This is a genomic window from Pseudomonas zeae, assembly GCF_014268485.2.
Classification (GTDB): Bacteria; Pseudomonadota; Gammaproteobacteria; order Pseudomonadales; family Pseudomonadaceae; genus Aquipseudomonas; species Aquipseudomonas neuropathica.
Genome location: NZ_CP077090.1, coordinates 6,416,693 through 6,434,024, shown reverse-complemented (window position 1 = coordinate 6,434,024; position 17,332 = coordinate 6,416,693). Strand labels below are relative to the sequence as shown.

Sequence of the window (17,332 nt, the reverse complement as noted above, 5' to 3'; positions counted from 1 at the left end):
GGGCGACGCGGTATCAAGCCTGGTGACTAATCCGCCCATCCACCAGCGTATAGCGAACCACACCCGGCAAAGTGTGCCCAATGAACGGGCAGTTCTCACCCTTCGACAACCAGCCTTCACCGGCCACCGTCGAAGCCTGCGGATCGAACAGCACGATATCCGCCGCACCACCCACCGCCAGTTTGCCTGCCGGCAGACGCAGCGCTTCAGCCGGGCCAGCGCTCAAACGCGCCAGCAAGGTAGGCAGATCCAGCAACCCATCCTCAACCAGCGTCATCGCCAGCGGCAGCAACAGTTCAACACTGCTGATGCCCGGCTCGGTCGCGCCGAACGGTGCCAGTTTGGCGTCGCGTTCGTGCGGCTGGTGATGGCTGGAAATCGCCGTGACCACACCGGACTTCACCGCTTCACGCAGGCCATCACGGTCAGCACGGGTGCGCAGCGGCGGTTGCACGTGGTACAGGCTGCTGAAGTCGATCAGCGCCTCATCAGTCAGAATCAGTTGATACAGCGCGACATCCGCCGTCACCTTCAAGCCACGGGCCTGCGCCTGAGCGATCAGGGCTACGCCGCGAGCGCTGGTCAATTGGCTGAAGTGCGCACGTACGCCGGTCTGCTCGACCAGCAGCAGGTCACGGGCAAGGGCCACGGTTTCAGCGGTTTCCGGAATCCCCGGCAGACCGAGGAAACTGGCCACCGCGCCTTCGTGAGCCAAGCCACCTTCAGCCAAGTCGTGATCCTGCGAATTGAAGATCACCGTCAGGTCGAAGGTCGCCGCGTATTCCAGTGCCCGGCACAGGGTGCGGGTGTTGCGGAAACTCTCCAGACCGTTGCCGAACGCCACGCAACCGGCGTCGCGCAGCGCCACCAGTTCGGCCAGTTGCTCGCCGTCCAGACCTTTGCTCAAGGCGCCAATCGGGAAGACTTTGGTGTTGCCGGCCTCGCGAGCGCGGTCGAGGATCAGTTCGGCCACGGCGGAGGTGTCGAGCACCGGCTTGGTTTTCGGCGGGCAGCACAGGCTGGTCACACCGCCGGCAGCCGCTGCGCGGGTTTCGCTGATGATCGAACCTTTGCGGCTGTAGCCCGGCTCGCGCAGGGCCACGTTCAGATCGACGAGGCCCGGAGCGGCGACAAGGCCTTGGGCATCGATGGTTTCCACTGCCGTGAAACCCGCTGGAGCGGCGCCAAGGGCGACGATCTTGCAGGCTTCAACGTGAATGTCGGTGATTTGATCCAGGCCGCTGCTTGGATCGATGACGCGTGCGCCGAGAATGCTGAGCTTCACTGGGCGTTCTCCTGCTCGAATTGACGCTGCGCGGTTTGCCCGCTCATGGCCATGGACAGCACGGCCATACGAATCGCGATGCCGTAGGTGACCTGGTTGAGGATCACCGAGTGCGGGCCGTCGGCCACTGCGGACTCGATCTCCACCCCCCGGTTGATCGGCCCCGGGTGCATGACGATGCAATCGGGTTTGGCCCCGGCCAGACGCGCGGTGGTCAGGCCGAACAGGCGGTAGAACTCGCCTTCGCTCGGCAGCAGGCCGCCGGTCATGCGTTCACGCTGCAGGCGCAGCATGATCACCACGTCGACGTCTTTCAGGCCTTCGGTCATGTCGGTGTAAACCTTCACGCCGTATTGCTCGATGCCGATCGGCAGCAGGGTTTTCGGCGCGATCACGCGGATATCCGGGCAGCCGAGGGTTTTCAGCGCGAGCATGTTCGAGCGCGCAACCCGCGAGTGCAGGATGTCGCCGACGATGGCCACCGAGAGGTTTTCGAAACCGCCCTTGTGCCGACGGATGGTGAGCATGTCGAGCATGCCCTGCGTCGGGTGGGCGTGACGGCCGTCGCCGCCGTTGATGATCGCCACTTGCGGGCAGACATGTTCGGCGATGAAGTGCGCGGCGCCGGAATCACCGTGGCGCACGACAAACATGTCGGCGGCCATGGCTTCGAGGTTGCGCAGGGTGTCGAGCAGCGTTTCGCCCTTGCTTGCCGACGAGGTCGACACGTTCAGGGTGATCACGTCCGCCGACAATCGCTGGGCCGCCAGTTCGAAGGTGGTGCGGGTGCGCGTGGAGTTTTCGAAGAACACGTTGCACACGGTTTTGCCGCGCAGCAACGGGACTTTCTTCACCGCCCGGGCACCGACTTCGAGGAACGAGTCGGCAGTGTCGAGGATTTCCGTCAGCAACTCACGGCGCAGGCCGTCGAGCGAGAGGAAGTGGCGCAGCTGGCCCTGATCATTGAGCTGCAGCGGGCGCTTGGTATCTAGAGGCGTCATCGCGAAGGGGACTCTCAATAGGGCGGATTAAAGGTTGAAGTCTTGCAGTTCGAGCGTCAGCGGCTCGGGGCCGGACAGCTTCACCCGTTCATGTGCGGCCAGCGACAGCGTTGCGCCAACCACGTTCGGGCGGATCGGCAGCTCGCCGGCGTCGAGGTCCAGCAGGCAGACCAGGGTCACGCTGGCCGGGCGGCCGTAGTCGAACAATTCGTTCATGGCAGCGCGGATGGTGCGGCCGCTCATCAATACGTCGTCGATCAGCACCAGATGCTGGCCTTCGATCTCGAAGGGCAGGGCGGACGGGCGCACTTGCGGGTGCAGGCCGTTCTGGCTGAAGTCGTCGCGGTAAAAGGACACATCCAGCGTGCCCAGTGGCGCATCGCTGCCCAGTTCCTTGAGCAAGGCCTGCGCGACCCAGATGCCGCCGGTGCGAATGCCGATGTAACGCGGTTCAGTGATTTCACGCTGGGCAAGGTGCGCCTTGAGGCGGGTTGCCATCTGGCTGATCAGATCGGCGGGATTTGGCAGGCTCATGGTTGCTCCTTGTTGGGGGCGAATCGGGTCCTTGGACACGACTCGGTTTTTCACTCAAAAGAAAAGCGCCGAAGCGCTTGTCAGGATTCAAACAATGCAGTGTTTTCATCGAGCCAGCCCTGCAGCAGCAGGGCGGCGGCGATGGCGTCCACCGGGTTGTCGCGGTAACTGCCTTTTTGACCGCCACGGGCCAGTCGCTCGCCTTTGGCTTCAAACGTGGTCAGGCGTTCGTCGTGGGTATAGAAGGGCAGATTGAAGCGGCCATTGAGGCGGCGGGCAAACTTTTCCGCGCGTACGCACATGTCGCTCGGGGTGCCGTCCATGTTCAGCGGCAGTCCGACAACAACGGCATCGGGTTTCCATTCTTTTATAAGGGCTTCGACCTGGTTCCAGTCCGGCACGCCGTTCTGTGCCTTCAAGGTGCACAGCTCACGGGCCTGGCCGGTAATCACCTGGCCGACCGCGACGCCGATCTGTTTGGTGCCGTAGTCGAAGCCGAGAATCAGGCGCAGGGCCATCAGGCGTGACCTGCCTGGCTGGTCAGCAGGCTGAGGTTGATCCCCAAGTGCCGGGCCGCCGCTTCCAGACGCAGTTCGCTGCTGGTGTTGAACAGGATGTCGGCGTCGTACGGGCAGTTCAGCCAGGCGTTGTCGGCGAGTTCGGCTTCCAGTTGCCCGGCTTCCCAACCGGCGTAACCGAGGGCAATCAGGCTTTTTGCCGGGCCGACGCCGTCAGCGATGGCGAACAGCACGTCCTGCGAGGTCGAGAGGGCCAGATCACCGTCCAATTGCGCGGTGGCCTGGAAGGTCTTGCCCGCCGGGTGCAGAACAAAACCGCGATCGGTCTGCACCGGGCCGCCAATGAAGATCGGCACATGCTGGCAGAGTGCTGGCGGGTCGATGTCCGGACGTAATTGCTCAAGGATGTCGGCCAGATTCAGCTCTTGCGGCCGGTTGACCACAATCCCCATAGCGCCATTGGCCGTGTGCTCGACGATGTAGGTCAAGGTGTGGGCAAAGTTCGGGTCGGCCATGTGTGGCATGGCGATCAGGAATTGATGCTTGAGGTAGCTGGGGCTGACGTTTTTCATGTGCGCTAGTGTGGCGTTCGGGGGGCAAACTGACAAGCTGGAGATGCAGGTGACACACCGATCCAATGTGGGAGCGAGCCTGCTCGCGAATGCGGTGGATCAGCTACATCAATGTTGAATGACACACCGCTTTCGCGAGCAGGCTCGCTCCCACAGGGGGATTTGCGGTGTCTTTAATTGCTCGAGAGCTTGTCGCCCCGGGCAAATTTCCAGGTGCGAATGATTTCCAGACGATCGATATCCGACAAGTCCCCGGTAAACGGCGCAAACGGTGCTGCCAACCGGACGATGCGCTGCGCCGCCTGATCCAGCAGCGGCTGGCCGGAGGATTCCAGCACCAGCACTTCATACAGCGAGCCGTCGCGGTTGATCGAGACCATCAGGCGCAAATTGCCGTAGATCTGCTTGCGCCGTGCTTCTTCGGGGTAATTGAGGTTGCCGATGCGCTCGACCTTCTTGCGCCAGTCGTCTTTGTACCAGGCACCCTTGTCGCGCATGGTCGACGCCGCGCTCAAACGGTGGATGCGTGGGCGTTTGGCGTATAACTGCTGTTCCTTGGCCAGTTCGGCTTCGAGGCTGGCGATGTCGCTGGACAGCTGTGAGCTGTCGAATTCTGGCGCGTCGACTGTCGGTTTGACTTCGGTTTTGGCTTCTTCTTTCTTGGTCGGCGCTTTTTTAGGTTTCGGCGCGACGGTGGTCACCGCAGCTTTGGGTGCGGCTTCCTGCACTTGCGGTTTGGCGGCCGGTGGCGGGGTGACTTTTTTGACCTGATTGTCCTGGAACGGCGCCACCTCAGTAGTCTTCGGAATCGCCTTCTTGTCCAGCGTGCCGCTGCCTTCCTGATGCTGTTGAGCGAGAAAGTCAGCCTTCTCCGGCTTCTTTTCGCTCTTGAAGGTGGCGAGGGTGATTTCCAGGGTTTTGCTGATTTGCTTGGGCTCGACCATCGTGAAGCCGACGCCGAGCAGCAGCGCCAAATGGATCAGCGCCGCGAGAAACAGGGTAAATCCGAGGCGATCGGCCGGGCGCACGCCACGGTGGGCGAGTTCTGCGGGCAGATCGGACGGGAGGGTCATGACAAGAAAACCAACATCGCGTTTTTCAGAGGCTGCGCATGATAACGCAATGTTGGTTTCACGCCTTGGGCTTCACGCTTCAAGCGACAGACTGCATGTGACGTGCATCAAGCTTGTGGCTTTTTGCCGGCGGCTTGCAGCTTCTTGGCGATCGCATCCATGAGCATGCAGCCAATGTCAGTGCCGAAAGCATTGTCGATTTCACGGATGCAGGTCGGGCTGGTGACGTTGATTTCGGTCAAGCTCTCGCCGATCACGTCGAGACCGACGAACAGCAGGCCTTTCTCACGCAGGGTCGGGCCGACTTGGGCGGCGATCCAGCGATCCTTGTCAGTCAGCGGGCGCGCTTCACCACGGCCACCGGCCGCCAGGTTGCCACGGGTTTCGCCCTGCGCCGGAATCCGCGCCAGGCAGTAATCCACTGGCTCGCCGTCGATCATCAGAATGCGTTTGTCGCCGTCCTTGATCGCCGGCAGGTAAGCCTGGCCCATGATCTGCTGGCCACCGAGGGCGGTCAGGGTTTCGAGAATCACCGACAGGTTCGGATCACCGGCACGGTGGCGGAAGATCGAAGTACCGCCCATGCCGTCCAGCGGCTTGAGGATCACGTCGCCGTGTTTCGCGGCAAATTCACGCAGCACGTCGGCGCGGCGGCTGACGATGGTGGGCGGCGTGCACTGCGGGAACAGCGTGGCGAACAGTTTTTCATTGCAGTCGCGCAGGCTCTGCGGTTTGTTCACCACCAGCACGCCAGCGGTTTCGGCCTGTTCGAGCAGGTAGGTGGAGTAAACGAACTCCATGTCGAACGGCGGATCCTTGCGCATCAGGATCACGTCGAGATCGCTCAGCAGGTTGTCCTGCTCGGCGTCCAGTTCGAACCATTTTTCCGGGTTGGCGAAGACTTTCAGCGGCTTCATGCGCGCCCGTGCCTGACCTTCGCCCTGATACAGGTCGCGCTGTTCCATATAGAACAGTTCCCAGCCGCGCTTCTGCGCGGCCAGCAGCATGGCCAGCGAGCTATCCTTTTTATAGGAGATGCTGGCGATAGGGTCCATGACAATCCCGACGCGAACGCTCATTGGGTTTTCCTCGAAAATTGGCTACCGGATCGGTATTGAAAAAGTGCCGCCAGAGTGGCGCCGGGCGGGTTTTCGGTCAAGGAAAAACCCGTCGATAGATTGCATCTGGAGACTGTGCTAAAAAGGCTGCCATGCAGTGCTGGCCCTTGAACATCAAGGGTTTCCGGCCATCAGTCATCGCAAAACGGACAATTTGATTCGCAAAGGCGACGGTAGAGCCCTCTTATGGAACAGCAGTCCAGCGCCTTGAAGGTCATGGTGATCGACGACTCGAAAACGATTCGTCGCACCGCCGAAACATTGTTGAAGAATGTCGGTTGCGAAGTGATCACGGCGATCGACGGTTTCGATGCGTTGGCAAAGATCGCCGACAACCATCCCGGGATCATTTTTGTCGACATCATGATGCCGCGTCTGGATGGTTATCAGACCTGCGCTTTAATCAAGAACAACAGTGCATTCAAGGCCACGCCGGTGATCATGCTGTCATCGCGCGACGGGCTGTTCGACAAGGCCAAGGGGCGGATTGTCGGTTCTGATCAATTTTTGACCAAGCCTTTCAGCAAGGAAGAACTGCTCAACGCGATCCAGGCCCATGTTCCGGGCTTCGCCGCCGTTTTGCCGCAGTAAGACACGTACAGAGACACGCGGCCAGCGGGCCGCGCGTCGACAAGAAAAATGGGGAAAACCATGGCACGCATCCTGATCGTTGATGATTCGCCGACTGAAATGTACAAACTCACCGGCATGCTCGAAAAGCACGGCCATGAAGTGCTGAAGGCCGAAAACGGCGCTGACGGCGTGGCCCTGGCCCGTCAGGAAAAACCTGACGCGGTATTGATGGACATCGTCATGCCCGGCCTCAATGGTTTTCAGGCAACCCGTCAGTTGACCAAAGACCCGGAAACCGGACATATCCCGGTGATCATCATCACCACCAAGGATCAGGAAACCGACAAGGTCTGGGGCACCCGTCAGGGCGCCAAGGATTACCTGACCAAACCGGTCGACGAAGACACCCTGATCAAGACCCTGAACAACGTTTTGGCCGGTTGATCGCGCAACCATGAGCGAATCGCTGACCGCGTTCGAACTGCTCTGGCAAATCGACCAGCGCTGCCGCTTGCTGGCGGCGGACCTGCCGTCGCAAGCGGCGCGCCAGGATCGCTGGAGCGGCATCGGCTTTCGCCTTGGCGAGCATTGGTATGTGGCGCCGATGGGCGAAGTCAGCGAAGTGCTGCATGAACCGCGATTCACCCAGTTGCCCGGGGTCAAACCATGGGTCAAAGGCGTGGCTAACCTGCGCGGGCGGCTGCTGCCGATCATGGATCTGTGCGGTTTCTTCGGCCATGAACTGTCGCCGTTGCGTAAACAGCGGCGGGTCTTGGTGGTCGAGCATGGCGATGTGTTTGCCGGGCTGATGGTCGATGAAGTCATCGGCCTGCAGCACTTTGAGCAGAACAGTTTTGAACCGCTGTCGATCAGCAAACGCCAGGGCTCGAAGGCCGAGTTCGTCAAAGGCTATTTCCGCCGCGAGCAGAACTGGCGGGTGTTCAGTTTGTTTGCGCTGGCCAAATCCCCGGTGTTCATGAGTGTCGCGATATAACAGATTCAACACCGTCCCCTGTGGGAGCGAGCAGGTCTCAAAGGTGTGGGTTAAGGGCGAGGACCGATGACAAAAGCAAAAACAGGCAAGCCGGCGGAAGGCTCGCGCAGTCGCTCGCAGATCATCGTGCTGTTTATCGCACTGATCGTGTTCATCATGCTGCTGTTCGCCAACTTCGCTTACCTCAACACCCAGGCGAACTACGACAAACAGTACATCGGCCACGCCGGTGAGCTGCGCGTGCTCTCGCAACGCATCGCCAAGAACGCCACCGAAGCCGCCGCCGGCAAGGCTGCCGCGTTCAAATTGCTCAGCGACGCGCGCAACGATTTCGCCCAGCGCTGGGGTTACCTGAAGAAGGGCGACCCGGCCACCGGCCTGCCTCCCGCCCCGGCTACTGTGCGCCCGGAAATGCGCGCCGTGCAGCTCGACTGGGAACGCCTGCTGAAAAACACCGACGCGATTCTTTCCAGCGAACAGACCGTGCTGTCGCTGCATCAGGTCGCCGCAACGCTGGCCGAAACCGTGCCGCAGTTGCAGATCGAATACGAAAAAGTCGTCGAAATTCTCCTCCAGCGCGGTGCCCCAGCCGCGCAAGTGGCCATGGCCCAGCGCCAATCGCTGCTCGCCGAACGCATTCTCGGCGCGGTCAACACGGTGCTCGCTGGCGACGAAAACTCGCAGCAAGCCGCCGACGCCTTTGGCCGCGACGCCACGCGTTTCGGCCAAGTGCTCAACGGCATGCTGCAAGGCAACCCGACGCTGAAAATCAGCCAGGTCGAAGATCGCGACGCCCGTGCTCGTTTGAGCGAAATCTCTGAGCTGTTCCAGTTTGTCTCCGGCTCCGTCGATGAAATCCTCGAAACCTCGCCGGAGCTGTTCAAGGTTCGTGAATCGGCGAGCAATATCTTCAGCCTCTCGCAAACCCTGCTCGACGAAGCCTCGCACTTGGCCACTCGCTTCGAGAACCTTGCCGGTGGGCGCAACACTGACACCATCGGCGGCTACGTCCTCGGTTTGCTGGCGCTGGCCTCGATCATCCTCATCGGCATGGTCATGGTCCGCGAAACCAATCGCCAGTTGCGCGAAACCGCCGAGAAGAACGAGCGCAATCAGAACGCGATCATGCGCCTGCTCGATGAAATCGAAGACCTCGCTGACGGCGACCTCACCGTGACCGCTTCGGTGACCGAAGACTTCACCGGCACCATCGCCGACTCGATCAACTACTCCGTCGACCAATTGCGCGATCTGGTCGCGACGATCAACCTCACCGCCGGCCAGGTTGCCGCCGCCGTGCAGGAAACCCAGGCCACCGCCATGCACCTGGCCCAGGCCTCGGAGCATCAGGCCCAGCAGATTTCCGAAGCCTCGACGGCGATCAGCGACATGGCCGAATCCATCGACCAGGTTTCGGCCAACGCCGCTGAGTCTTCAGCGGTAGCCGAGCGGTCCGTGGAGATCGCCAACAAGGGCAACGAGGTGGTGCACAACACCATCCACGGCATGGACAACATCCGCGAGCAGATTCAGGACACCGCCAAACGCATCAAGCGTCTGGGCGAGTCGTCGCAGGAAATCGGCGACATCGTCAGCCTGATCGACGACATTGCCGACCAGACCAACATCCTCGCCCTCAATGCGGCGATTCAGGCGTCGATGGCTGGTGATGCCGGGCGCGGGTTTGCCGTGGTCGCCGATGAAGTGCAGCGACTGGCTGAACGCTCGTCCGCCGCGACCCGGCAGATCGAAACCCTGGTGCGGGCAATTCAGACCGACACCAACGAAGCGGTCATCTCGATGGAGCAAACCACCACCGAAGTGGTGCGCGGCGCACGACTGGCGCAGGATGCCGGTGTGGCCCTGGAAGAAATCGAAGGCGTGTCGAAGACCCTTGCGGCGCTGATTCAAAGCATCTCCAACGCAGCGCAGCAGCAGACGACTTCGGCCGGGCAGATCTCGCTGACGATGAACGTGATCCAGCAGATCACCTCGCAGACCTCGTCCGGCTCCACAGCCACCGCCGAGAGCATCGGCAACCTGACGAAAATGGCCAGTCAGCTACGACGTTCGGTGTCCGGCTTCACCTTGCCGGCGGCGACAGATAAAGCGTGAGTGGAGTGGTTATGGGTGATCGGCACGACTACGTGGCCCTCGAATGGGTCAAAGGTGAAATTGCCGAAACGCTGAAACAGGCGCATCAGGCGATAGAAGCCGTGCTCGATGATCCGCAGGCCTTTCCCGGACTGGAGGAGTGCCTGGATTACATCCATCAGGTCCACGGCAGTCTGCAGATGGTCGAGTTCTACGGCGCAGCCTTGCTCGCCGAGGAAATGGAGCATCTGGTCGAAGCCCTGCAGCACGAGCGCGTCAGCCATCGCGACGAAGCCCTGCACCTGTTGCTGCAAGCCCTTGGGCAATTGCCGATCTACCTCGACCGCGTGCAGAGCGCCCGGAGAGATTTGCCGTTGGTGGTGCTGCCGCTGATCAACGATCTGCGCAGCGCCCGTGGCGAAAGCCTGTTGTCTGAAACCAGCCTGTTCAGCCCGCAACTGCCCGAACTGGCACAGCTAAACGCAGAAGCGCTGGCACTGCTGGAGCCGGCAGAACTGCCGAACGTGCTGCGCAAATTGCGCCAGATGCTGCAAATGGCTTTGGTCGGTTTGCTGCGCGAGCAGGATGACCAGACCCACCTCGGTTATCTGGCCAAAGTATTCACTCGCCTCGAAGCGCTGAGCGGTGATTCGCCGCTGAGTCCGCTGTGGCAAGTCGCCTCGGCGCTGGTCGAGGGCATGCGCGCAGGCGTCATCGCCAACAGCCCGGCGCTGCGCAGCCTGTTCAAGGATGCCGACAAAGAGCTCAAGCGTCTGCTCGAGCAAGGTATGTCCGGCCTCAATCAGCCGCCTCCGGCTGAGCTGCTGAAAAGCCTGTTGTTCTATATTGCCAAAGCCGAACATCCCACCGGGCAGATGCTGACCATGAAAGATCGCTACTCCCTGGACGACGCGTTGCCCGACAGCGCGATGGTCGACGAAGAACGCGCGCGCCTGGCCGGCCCCGATCGCGATGCGATGCGCTCGGTGCTGGCGGCGTTGTGTGAAGAACTGGTGCGGGTCAAGGAGCGCCTCGACCTGTTCGTGCGCAGCGACCGCCAGCACACCTCGGATCTGGAAAACCTGCTCGCACCCCTGCGGCAGATTGCCGACACCCTCGCGGTGCTCGGTTTCGGCCAGCCGCGCAAAGTGATCATTGATCAATTGGCCGTGGTGCTCAGCCTCGCTCAGGGCCAGCGCGAACCGAACGACGCGATCCTGATGGACGTTGCCGGCGCGCTGCTCTACGTCGAAGCGACGCTGGCCGGAATGGTCGGTACCGTCGAGCCGGAAAGCCCGGAAGATACGCGCCTGCCGACCACCGACCTGACGCAGATCCATCAGATCGTCATCAAGGAAGCGCGCATCTGCCTGCAACAGGCCAAGGACATGATCGTCGACTACATCGACGCCGATTGGGATCGCCAGCACCTGCAACCGTTGCCGGCGCTGCTGACTCAGGTGCGCGGGGCACTGGCGATGATTCCGTTGAACCGCGCGGCAAGTCTGGTCGAGGCGTGCAACGGGTTTATCCGCGAACATCTGTTGCTTGATCCGCACGAGCCGGGTTGGGAAGAGCTGGATCATCTGGCCGATGTCATCAGCAGCCTCGAGTATTACCTCGAACGTCTGAGCGACGACCCGCAGGCGCCGAGCGAGCAGTTGCTGGATGTCGCGCAGAAGTCCCTTGCGAGTCTGGGGTTCTTTCCAAATGAGCCGCATGTGCCCGTGCTCGACGACGTGCTCAGCCCCAGCGAAGCGCTGGTGATGCAGGACATGCAAGCGCTTGATGACCCGGAAACCGTGCAGTCGCTGGCCGACGTTCTGGCCAGCCCGGTTTCAGCGCTCAACCCGCCGGCATTGATCACGCCGGGCAGCTTGATGCCGCCGCCAGCCGATGAAGAACCGGTCGACGATGAACTGCGCGAAGTGTTCCTCGAAGAGACCGACGAGGTCCTCGAAGTCCTCCACGAATACCTGCCGCGCTGGATTGCCAATCCGCAGGACCGCGATGCGCTGACCGAACTGCGTCGCGCCTTCCACACGCTCAAGGGCAGCGGGCGCATGGTCCGCGCGCTGATTCTCGGTGAGCTGGCGTGGTCGGTGGAAAACCTGCTCAACCGCGTGCTCGAACAAAGTGTCGAACCGGGCTCGGTGGTGCAGCAAGTGCTGAGCGACACCGTGCTGTTGCTGCCCGAGTTGATCAGCGAATTCGCCACCAACAGCCAGCGTCAGCGCAGCGATGTCGATCAACTCGCTGCTCGCGCCCACGCCTTGGCCAAAGGCGATGAACCGCTGGCCGCCGAAGACGTCGACGATGTGGCGGCACTCGACCCGCTGTTGCTGGAAATCTTCCGCAAAGAAGCCGAGACCCACCTCGCCAGCCTCAACCGCTTTCTCGATCAGGCCGCCGAGCATGTGCCGCTGCAGGCCAGCGACGAACTGCAGCGCGCCTTGCACACGCTCAAGGGCAGCGCCTCGATGGCCGGCGTATTGCCGATTGCCGAACTCGCTGCGCCGCTCGATCAACTGGCCCGCGAGTTCAAGGCGCACCAGTTGCCGCTGGACCTCGACGAAGTGGAGTTGCTGCTGGAAGCCGAGGGCCTGTTCCGTGTCGGCCTGCGTCAACTCAAGCATGATCCGCTGGCGCCGATTGTCGGTGCACAGTCGCTGATCAAGCGCTCGGAAACCCTGCTTGCCGAGCGCCTGGAATCGATCCTCGATGCGCCGCACACCGGCCTGCGGATCAAGCGTGACCCGCAATTGATCAACAACTTCCTCGCTCAGGGCATGGACATCCTGCTCGACGCCGAAAGCCTGTTGCAGCGCTGGCAACAACACCCCGGCGAGCGTCAGGAACTCAGCGCCTTGCTGGATGAGCTGACCACCCTCGGCGAAGGCGCACATCTGGCTGATCTGCTGCCGGTGGACGTGTTGTGCGAAGCCTTGCTCGACCTGTATGGCGCGGTGGAAGAAAGCAGCCTGGCGGTCAGCGAACAGTTTTTCCGCGAAGCGCAGAACGCCCACGAAGCGCTGATCAACATGCTCGACGAACTGGCCGCCGGGCAGGAAGTCACGCCACAACCGGCGCGGATCCGGGCGTTGCATGATCTGCTCGATCAGAGCCTCGATCCGTCGTCCATGGGCCTGATTCGCAGCGATGGCAGCCGCACCCTGAGCATCCGTGAACTGGGCAGCGCCACCGCCGAGTTGCAGCAAAAGGCAACGGCGCTTGAACACGATGACGAGATTGTCGAGATCTTCCTTGAAGAAGCGGTCGACATTCTCGACAGCTCAGGCCAGGCCTTGCAGCGCTGGTTGAGCGACCCGGACAATGCCGCGCCGCTGTCCTCGTTGCAGCGCGATTTGCACACCCTCAAGGGCGGCGCGCGGATGGCTGAAGTCGAGGCCATTGGCGATCTGGCTCAGGAGCTGGAAAGCTTTTACGAAGGTTTGGTGGATCGTCGCTACCACTACAGCGAAAGCCTGGGGCGCTTGCTGCTCAAGAGTCATGAGCGTTTGGCATTGTTGCTTGATCAACTGCAAAACCATCAGCCGCTGATCCCGGCGCAGGATCTGATCGACACGATTCGTCAGGTACGTCAGGGCCACAGCGTCGCCGAAGCGCCGCCAGCAACAACCGATCACGACAGCGCTGGCCACGATCCCGAACTGCTGGAAATCTTCCTCGAAGAAGGTTTCGACATCATCGAAAACTCCGGCGCCGCGCTGCTGCGCTGGCAAGCCGAGCCGGGCAATCGCCAGGAAGTGGAAACCCTGCTGCGCGATCTGCACACCCTCAAGGGTGGCGCGCGGATGGTCGAGATCGGCCCGATCGGCGACCTTGCCCATGAGCTGGAATACCTTTACGAAAGTCTCTCCTCCGGAACATTGCAGCCGTCGACCGAACTGTTTGCGCTGGTGCAGCGCGGCCATGATCGCTTGGCGCAAATGCTCGATGGCGTGCGCGCCGGGCAACCGTGTCCACCGGCCGATCGGCTGATCAACGCGATCCAGAATTTCAGCCATCCGGTGACGATAGAAACGCCGCCAGTGCTACCCGTTCCGGTCAAGACTGACGCGGCGCCGCCGGCTGCTGACGCTGGCGCGGACATGGTCAAAGTCTCCGCCGAACTGCTCGATGAGCTGGTCAATCTGGCCGGGGAAACCTCGATCTTCCGTGGCCGTATCGAACAGCAGGTCAACGACGCGCAGATCGCGCTGAACGAGATGGAAACCACCATCGAACGCATGCGCGATCAGTTGCGCCGTCTCGACACTGAAACCCAGGGGCGGATACTCAGCCGTCAGCAGGTCGATGCCGAACGCCTCGGCTACGAAGAATTCGATCCGCTGGAAATGGACCGCCATTCGCAGTTGCAGCAACTGTCTCGCGCGCTGTTCGAATCGGCCTCCGACTTGCTCGACCTCAAGGAAACCCTCGACCGCCGCAACCACGACGCGGAGAACCTGTTGCAGCAACAGGGGCGGATCAATACCGAATTGCAGGAAGGCCTGATGCGCACGCGCATGGTGCCGTTCGAGCGCATGTTGCCGCGTTTGAAACGCATCGTCCGCCAGGTCGCTGAAGAGCTGAACAAAGACGTCGCGTTTGTCGTCGGCAACGCCGAAGGCGAGATGGATCGCAACGTACTCGAACGCATGGCCGCGCCGTTGGAACACATGCTGCGCAACGCCGTCGACCACGGTCTGGAGTCCGCTGAAGTGCGTCTGGCGGCAGGCAAACCGGCGCAGGGCACGGTAAGCCTGGACCTGTCCCGCGAGGGCGGCGACATCGTTTTCGATATTCGCGACGACGGCGCCGGGGTGCCACTGGAAGCGGTGCGGCGCAAGGCGATCAAGCGCGGCATGCTCGCGCCGGAGGCCGAAATCAGCGACCGCGACGTGTTGCAGTTCATCCTCCAGCCGGGTTTTTCCACGGCGGAAAAGATTACGCAGATTTCCGGGCGCGGCGTCGGCATGGACGTGGTGCATGAAGAAGTGCGGCAACTCGGCGGCAGCATGAGCATCGACTCGGTGCCGGGGCAGGGCGTGCATTTCCGCATTCGGCTGCCGTTCACCGTGTCGGTCAACCGCGCGTTGATGGTGCAGTGCGGCGAGGATCAATACGCGATTCCGCTGAACACCATCGAAGGCATCGTCCGCGTGTTGCCGAATGATCTGGAAGCTTACTTCCGGGTTGATCCGCCGCGCTATCAGTACGGCGGCCAGACCTATGAACTGTGCTACCTCGGCGAACTGCTGAAAACCGCGCCACGGCCGAAACTGCTCGGCCAGAACCTGCCGTTACCGGTGCTGCTGGTGCATTACAACGACCGGCGCATCGCGGTGCTGGTCGATACCATGGCCGGCACCCGCGAGATTGTGGTCAAGAGTCTTGGCGCGCAGTTTGCGGCGGTGCAGGGCGTGTCCGGCGCGACGATTCTCGGCGATGGCCGGGTGGTGCTGATTCTCGATTTGCTCGCACCGATTCGGGCGATGCAAGCGCGTGTTGCGCAGACACCGACGCTGCCGGAGATCGACAGCGAACCGCAGAAACCGCTGCTGGTGATGGTGGTCGACGACTCGGTCACCGTACGCAAGGTCACCAGCCGTTTGCTCGAACGTCACGGCATGAACGTGCTCACGGCCAAGGACGGTGTCGACGCCATGCTGCTGCTCGAAGAACACATGCCCGACCTGATGCTGCTCGACATCGAAATGCCGCGCATGGACGGCTTCGAAGTCGCCACCCAGGTACGCAACGACGAACGCCTGCAACACCTGCCGATCATCATGATCACCTCACGCACCGGGCAGAAACACCGCGACCGTGCCATGGCGATTGGCGTCAACGACTACCTCGGCAAGCCGTATCAAGAGTCGGTGCTGCTCGAAAGCATTGCCCAGTGGAGCAAGAAACATGCATGAGCGCCGGCATAATCAGCGCAGCAGTCAGCTGACCGGATTGTTGCTGCCGTTGGCGGATCGCAATCTGATCCTGCCTAACGTTGCTGTCGCTGAGTTGATTGACTATCAGGCCAGTGCCTTCGATCTGGACACGCCGCCGTGGTATCTGGGGCGGGTGAAGTGGCGCGAGCGGCAGATTCCGTTGCTGAGTTTTGAATCGGCGTGCGGGCAGAAAATCGTCATTGGCGAGCGCGCGCGGATCGTGATTTTGAATGCGCTGGGCGGGTTGCCGGAGTTGAAGTTCATCGCGCTGCTGGTGCAGGGGATTCCGCGGTCGTACAAGCTCGACAGTCAGTTGAGTTATGTCGATGTGCCGTTGTGTGCGTTGGAGCAGGCAGCGGTGCAAGTGGGGGAGCAAGTGGCGAAGGTGCCTGACTTGCTTGGGCTGGAGAAGTTGTTGGTGGATGCGGGTCTCGTCCACTGATCCTGAGTTTGATCGTTCCCACGCTCCGCGTGGGAATGCAGCCCGGGACGCTCCGCGTCCCAAGAAGCCGAACGCAGAGCGTCCGTTGAGGCATTCCCACGCAGAGCGTGGGAACGATCGTCCGCGGGCTGATCCAGCCTTTTCGGTACTGCGACTGGCCTCTTCGCGAGCAGGCTCGCTCCCACATTGGATCTCCATTGATCCCGGATTTTGCGTACGACACAGACCCCCTGTGGGAGCGAGCCTGCTCGCGAAAGCGCCAGTTGCAGCGCTGAATTCCGACAGACAAATCCTCAATCTCTGTGCGTAATAAACACCATTCAGTCCGGCTGTTTAAAGACACCCGGTGTTACGCCTCCCCAGCCTACAAATCCTTGCGCCGCTGCCTACGCATGCACCAGAATCCGCCGGCTTGTGCGCCTTGGGCATGCTGCGTAACTTGATTCCGTCACTGATTTCCAGTGATCGGGTTTAGCAGCCCGTGGTTAATCTAAGGGTGCACATGCATCATCGTCAGGCTCAGCGCCTGCATTCGATGGCGGCTGTGCGCAGGGCGCTTCGGCGCGCCGGCTTCCTTAGGTTCCCCGGTCTGCTAACCTGCGTTCAGCTGCCACCCCTTCTTTTAGCAGAGAAGCGGTTCCAGCTTTATTTCGGAACCTGAAGATGATTAAACCAACGCCTAACCCGCCGGTCACCGACCCGGCATCCCCCTACGAATCCCCCGATTCGAAGAAATTCCACGAAGCCGCCGAGCGCGCCCTCGACCATTACCTCGGTCCGACCAACGCCGACCTGATGGCCACGCCTTACACCCCCAACACGCTGTACATGGCCAATCCCAAGGCCGACACCGAATCCCTGCTGGCTGACGCCAGTGAAACCCTCGGCTCGGCCACGGTGATGCTTAACAACCATGCGGCAATGGTGGAAGGTACGCACCGCAAGACTGTGCAGGGTATTGCGCAGGTGGTGATGGTGGCGGAGATGGCCGTCAATCGTTTGTTGGATAGGTTGGTGCCGACGGAGTAGCGAAAAAGCTGACCCTCACCCCAGCCCTCTCCCGGAGGGAGAGGGGGCCGACCGAGGTGTCTTGCGCTATACATCGACCTGAAAAACCGAGTCGATTATGGGTTTGGTAAAGCGAGTCGATTATGGATTCGGTAAAGCACGATCAGGT

At 61.4% G+C, this 17,332-nt stretch carries 14 protein-coding genes; 7 read left to right on the top strand and 7 right to left on the bottom strand.

Going from position 1 to position 17,332, the window contains the following annotated elements:
- Nucleotides 1-13: 13 nt before the first annotated feature.
- The 7 genes from HU754_RS28360 to gshB form a co-directional block, all read right to left on the bottom strand.
- Nucleotides 14-1,285: a dihydroorotase gene (locus HU754_RS28360; protein ID WP_099757416.1), complete on the bottom strand. Its 1,272-nt coding sequence runs from the start codon at nt 1,283-1,285 to the stop codon at nt 14-16.
- A complete protein-coding gene (locus HU754_RS28355; protein ID WP_007913665.1) occupies nt 1,282-2,286 on the bottom strand; it encodes an aspartate carbamoyltransferase catalytic subunit in 1,005 nt (334 codons plus the stop codon). Before HU754_RS28355 ends, HU754_RS28360 begins: the two co-directional genes overlap by 4 nt.
- Before the next feature lie 27 nt (nt 2,287-2,313).
- Nucleotides 2,314-2,820: a bifunctional pyr operon transcriptional regulator/uracil phosphoribosyltransferase PyrR gene (pyrR, locus tag HU754_RS28350; RefSeq protein WP_034153653.1), complete on the bottom strand. Its 507-nt coding sequence runs from the start codon at nt 2,818-2,820 to the stop codon at nt 2,314-2,316.
- Nucleotides 2,821-2,900: 80 nt separating this feature from the next.
- Nucleotides 2,901-3,338: a Holliday junction resolvase RuvX gene (ruvX, locus tag HU754_RS28345; protein WP_064589634.1), complete on the bottom strand. Its 438-nt coding sequence runs from the start codon at nt 3,336-3,338 to the stop codon at nt 2,901-2,903.
- Nucleotides 3,338-3,910: a YqgE/AlgH family protein gene (locus HU754_RS28340; RefSeq protein ID WP_016985971.1), complete on the bottom strand. Its 573-nt coding sequence runs from the start codon at nt 3,908-3,910 to the stop codon at nt 3,338-3,340. Before HU754_RS28340 ends, ruvX begins: the two co-directional genes overlap by 1 nt.
- Nucleotides 3,911-4,083: 173 nt before the next feature.
- The gene (locus HU754_RS28335) at nt 4,084-4,983 is read right to left on the bottom strand and encodes an energy transducer TonB (protein WP_093429840.1); all 900 of its coding nucleotides are present in this window, start codon (nt 4,981-4,983) and stop codon (nt 4,084-4,086) included.
- Between the two features lie 107 nt (nt 4,984-5,090).
- Nucleotides 5,091-6,062 carry a glutathione synthase gene (gshB, locus tag HU754_RS28330; RefSeq protein ID WP_186620029.1) on the bottom strand — a complete coding sequence of 324 codons (972 nt, stop codon included), beginning with the start codon at nt 6,060-6,062 and terminating at the stop codon, nt 5,091-5,093.
- Between the two features lie 225 nt (nt 6,063-6,287).
- Between gshB and pilG the strand changes: the two genes are divergently transcribed.
- The 7 genes from pilG to HU754_RS28295 all read left to right on the top strand — a co-directional run bounded on the left by pilG (nt 6,288) and on the right by HU754_RS28295 (nt 17,184).
- Entirely contained in the window at nt 6,288-6,692 is a 405-nt protein-coding gene (gene pilG, locus HU754_RS28325; RefSeq protein WP_007913673.1) for a twitching motility response regulator PilG, read from the top strand.
- A gap of 60 nt (nt 6,693-6,752) precedes the next feature.
- Nucleotides 6,753-7,118, top strand: coding sequence for a twitching motility response regulator PilH (gene pilH, locus HU754_RS28320; protein ID WP_007897961.1), 366 nt, complete (start codon nt 6,753-6,755; stop codon nt 7,116-7,118).
- 10 nt (nt 7,119-7,128) lie between these two features.
- Complete coding sequence (locus HU754_RS28315; protein ID WP_186620027.1) at nt 7,129-7,668, top strand: chemotaxis protein CheW; 540 nt, start codon at nt 7,129-7,131, stop codon at nt 7,666-7,668.
- 66 nt (nt 7,669-7,734) lie between these two features.
- Complete coding sequence (locus tag HU754_RS28310) at nt 7,735-9,783, top strand: methyl-accepting chemotaxis protein (protein WP_093429842.1); 2,049 nt, start codon at nt 7,735-7,737, stop codon at nt 9,781-9,783.
- Nucleotides 9,784-9,794: 11 nt separating this feature from the next.
- Nucleotides 9,795-15,692, top strand: a complete 5,898-nt coding sequence (locus HU754_RS28305) for a hybrid sensor histidine kinase/response regulator (RefSeq protein ID WP_186620024.1) — start codon at nt 9,795-9,797, stop codon at nt 15,690-15,692.
- A complete protein-coding gene (locus HU754_RS28300; protein WP_137217437.1) occupies nt 15,685-16,155 on the top strand; it encodes a chemotaxis protein CheW in 471 nt (156 codons plus the stop codon). Before HU754_RS28305 ends, HU754_RS28300 begins: the two co-directional genes overlap by 8 nt.
- Before the next feature lie 663 nt (nt 16,156-16,818).
- The gene (locus tag HU754_RS28295; protein ID WP_186620022.1) at nt 16,819-17,184 is read left to right on the top strand and encodes a DUF6124 family protein; all 366 of its coding nucleotides are present in this window, start codon (nt 16,819-16,821) and stop codon (nt 17,182-17,184) included.
- The last annotated feature ends 148 nt before the right edge of the window (nt 17,185-17,332 follow it).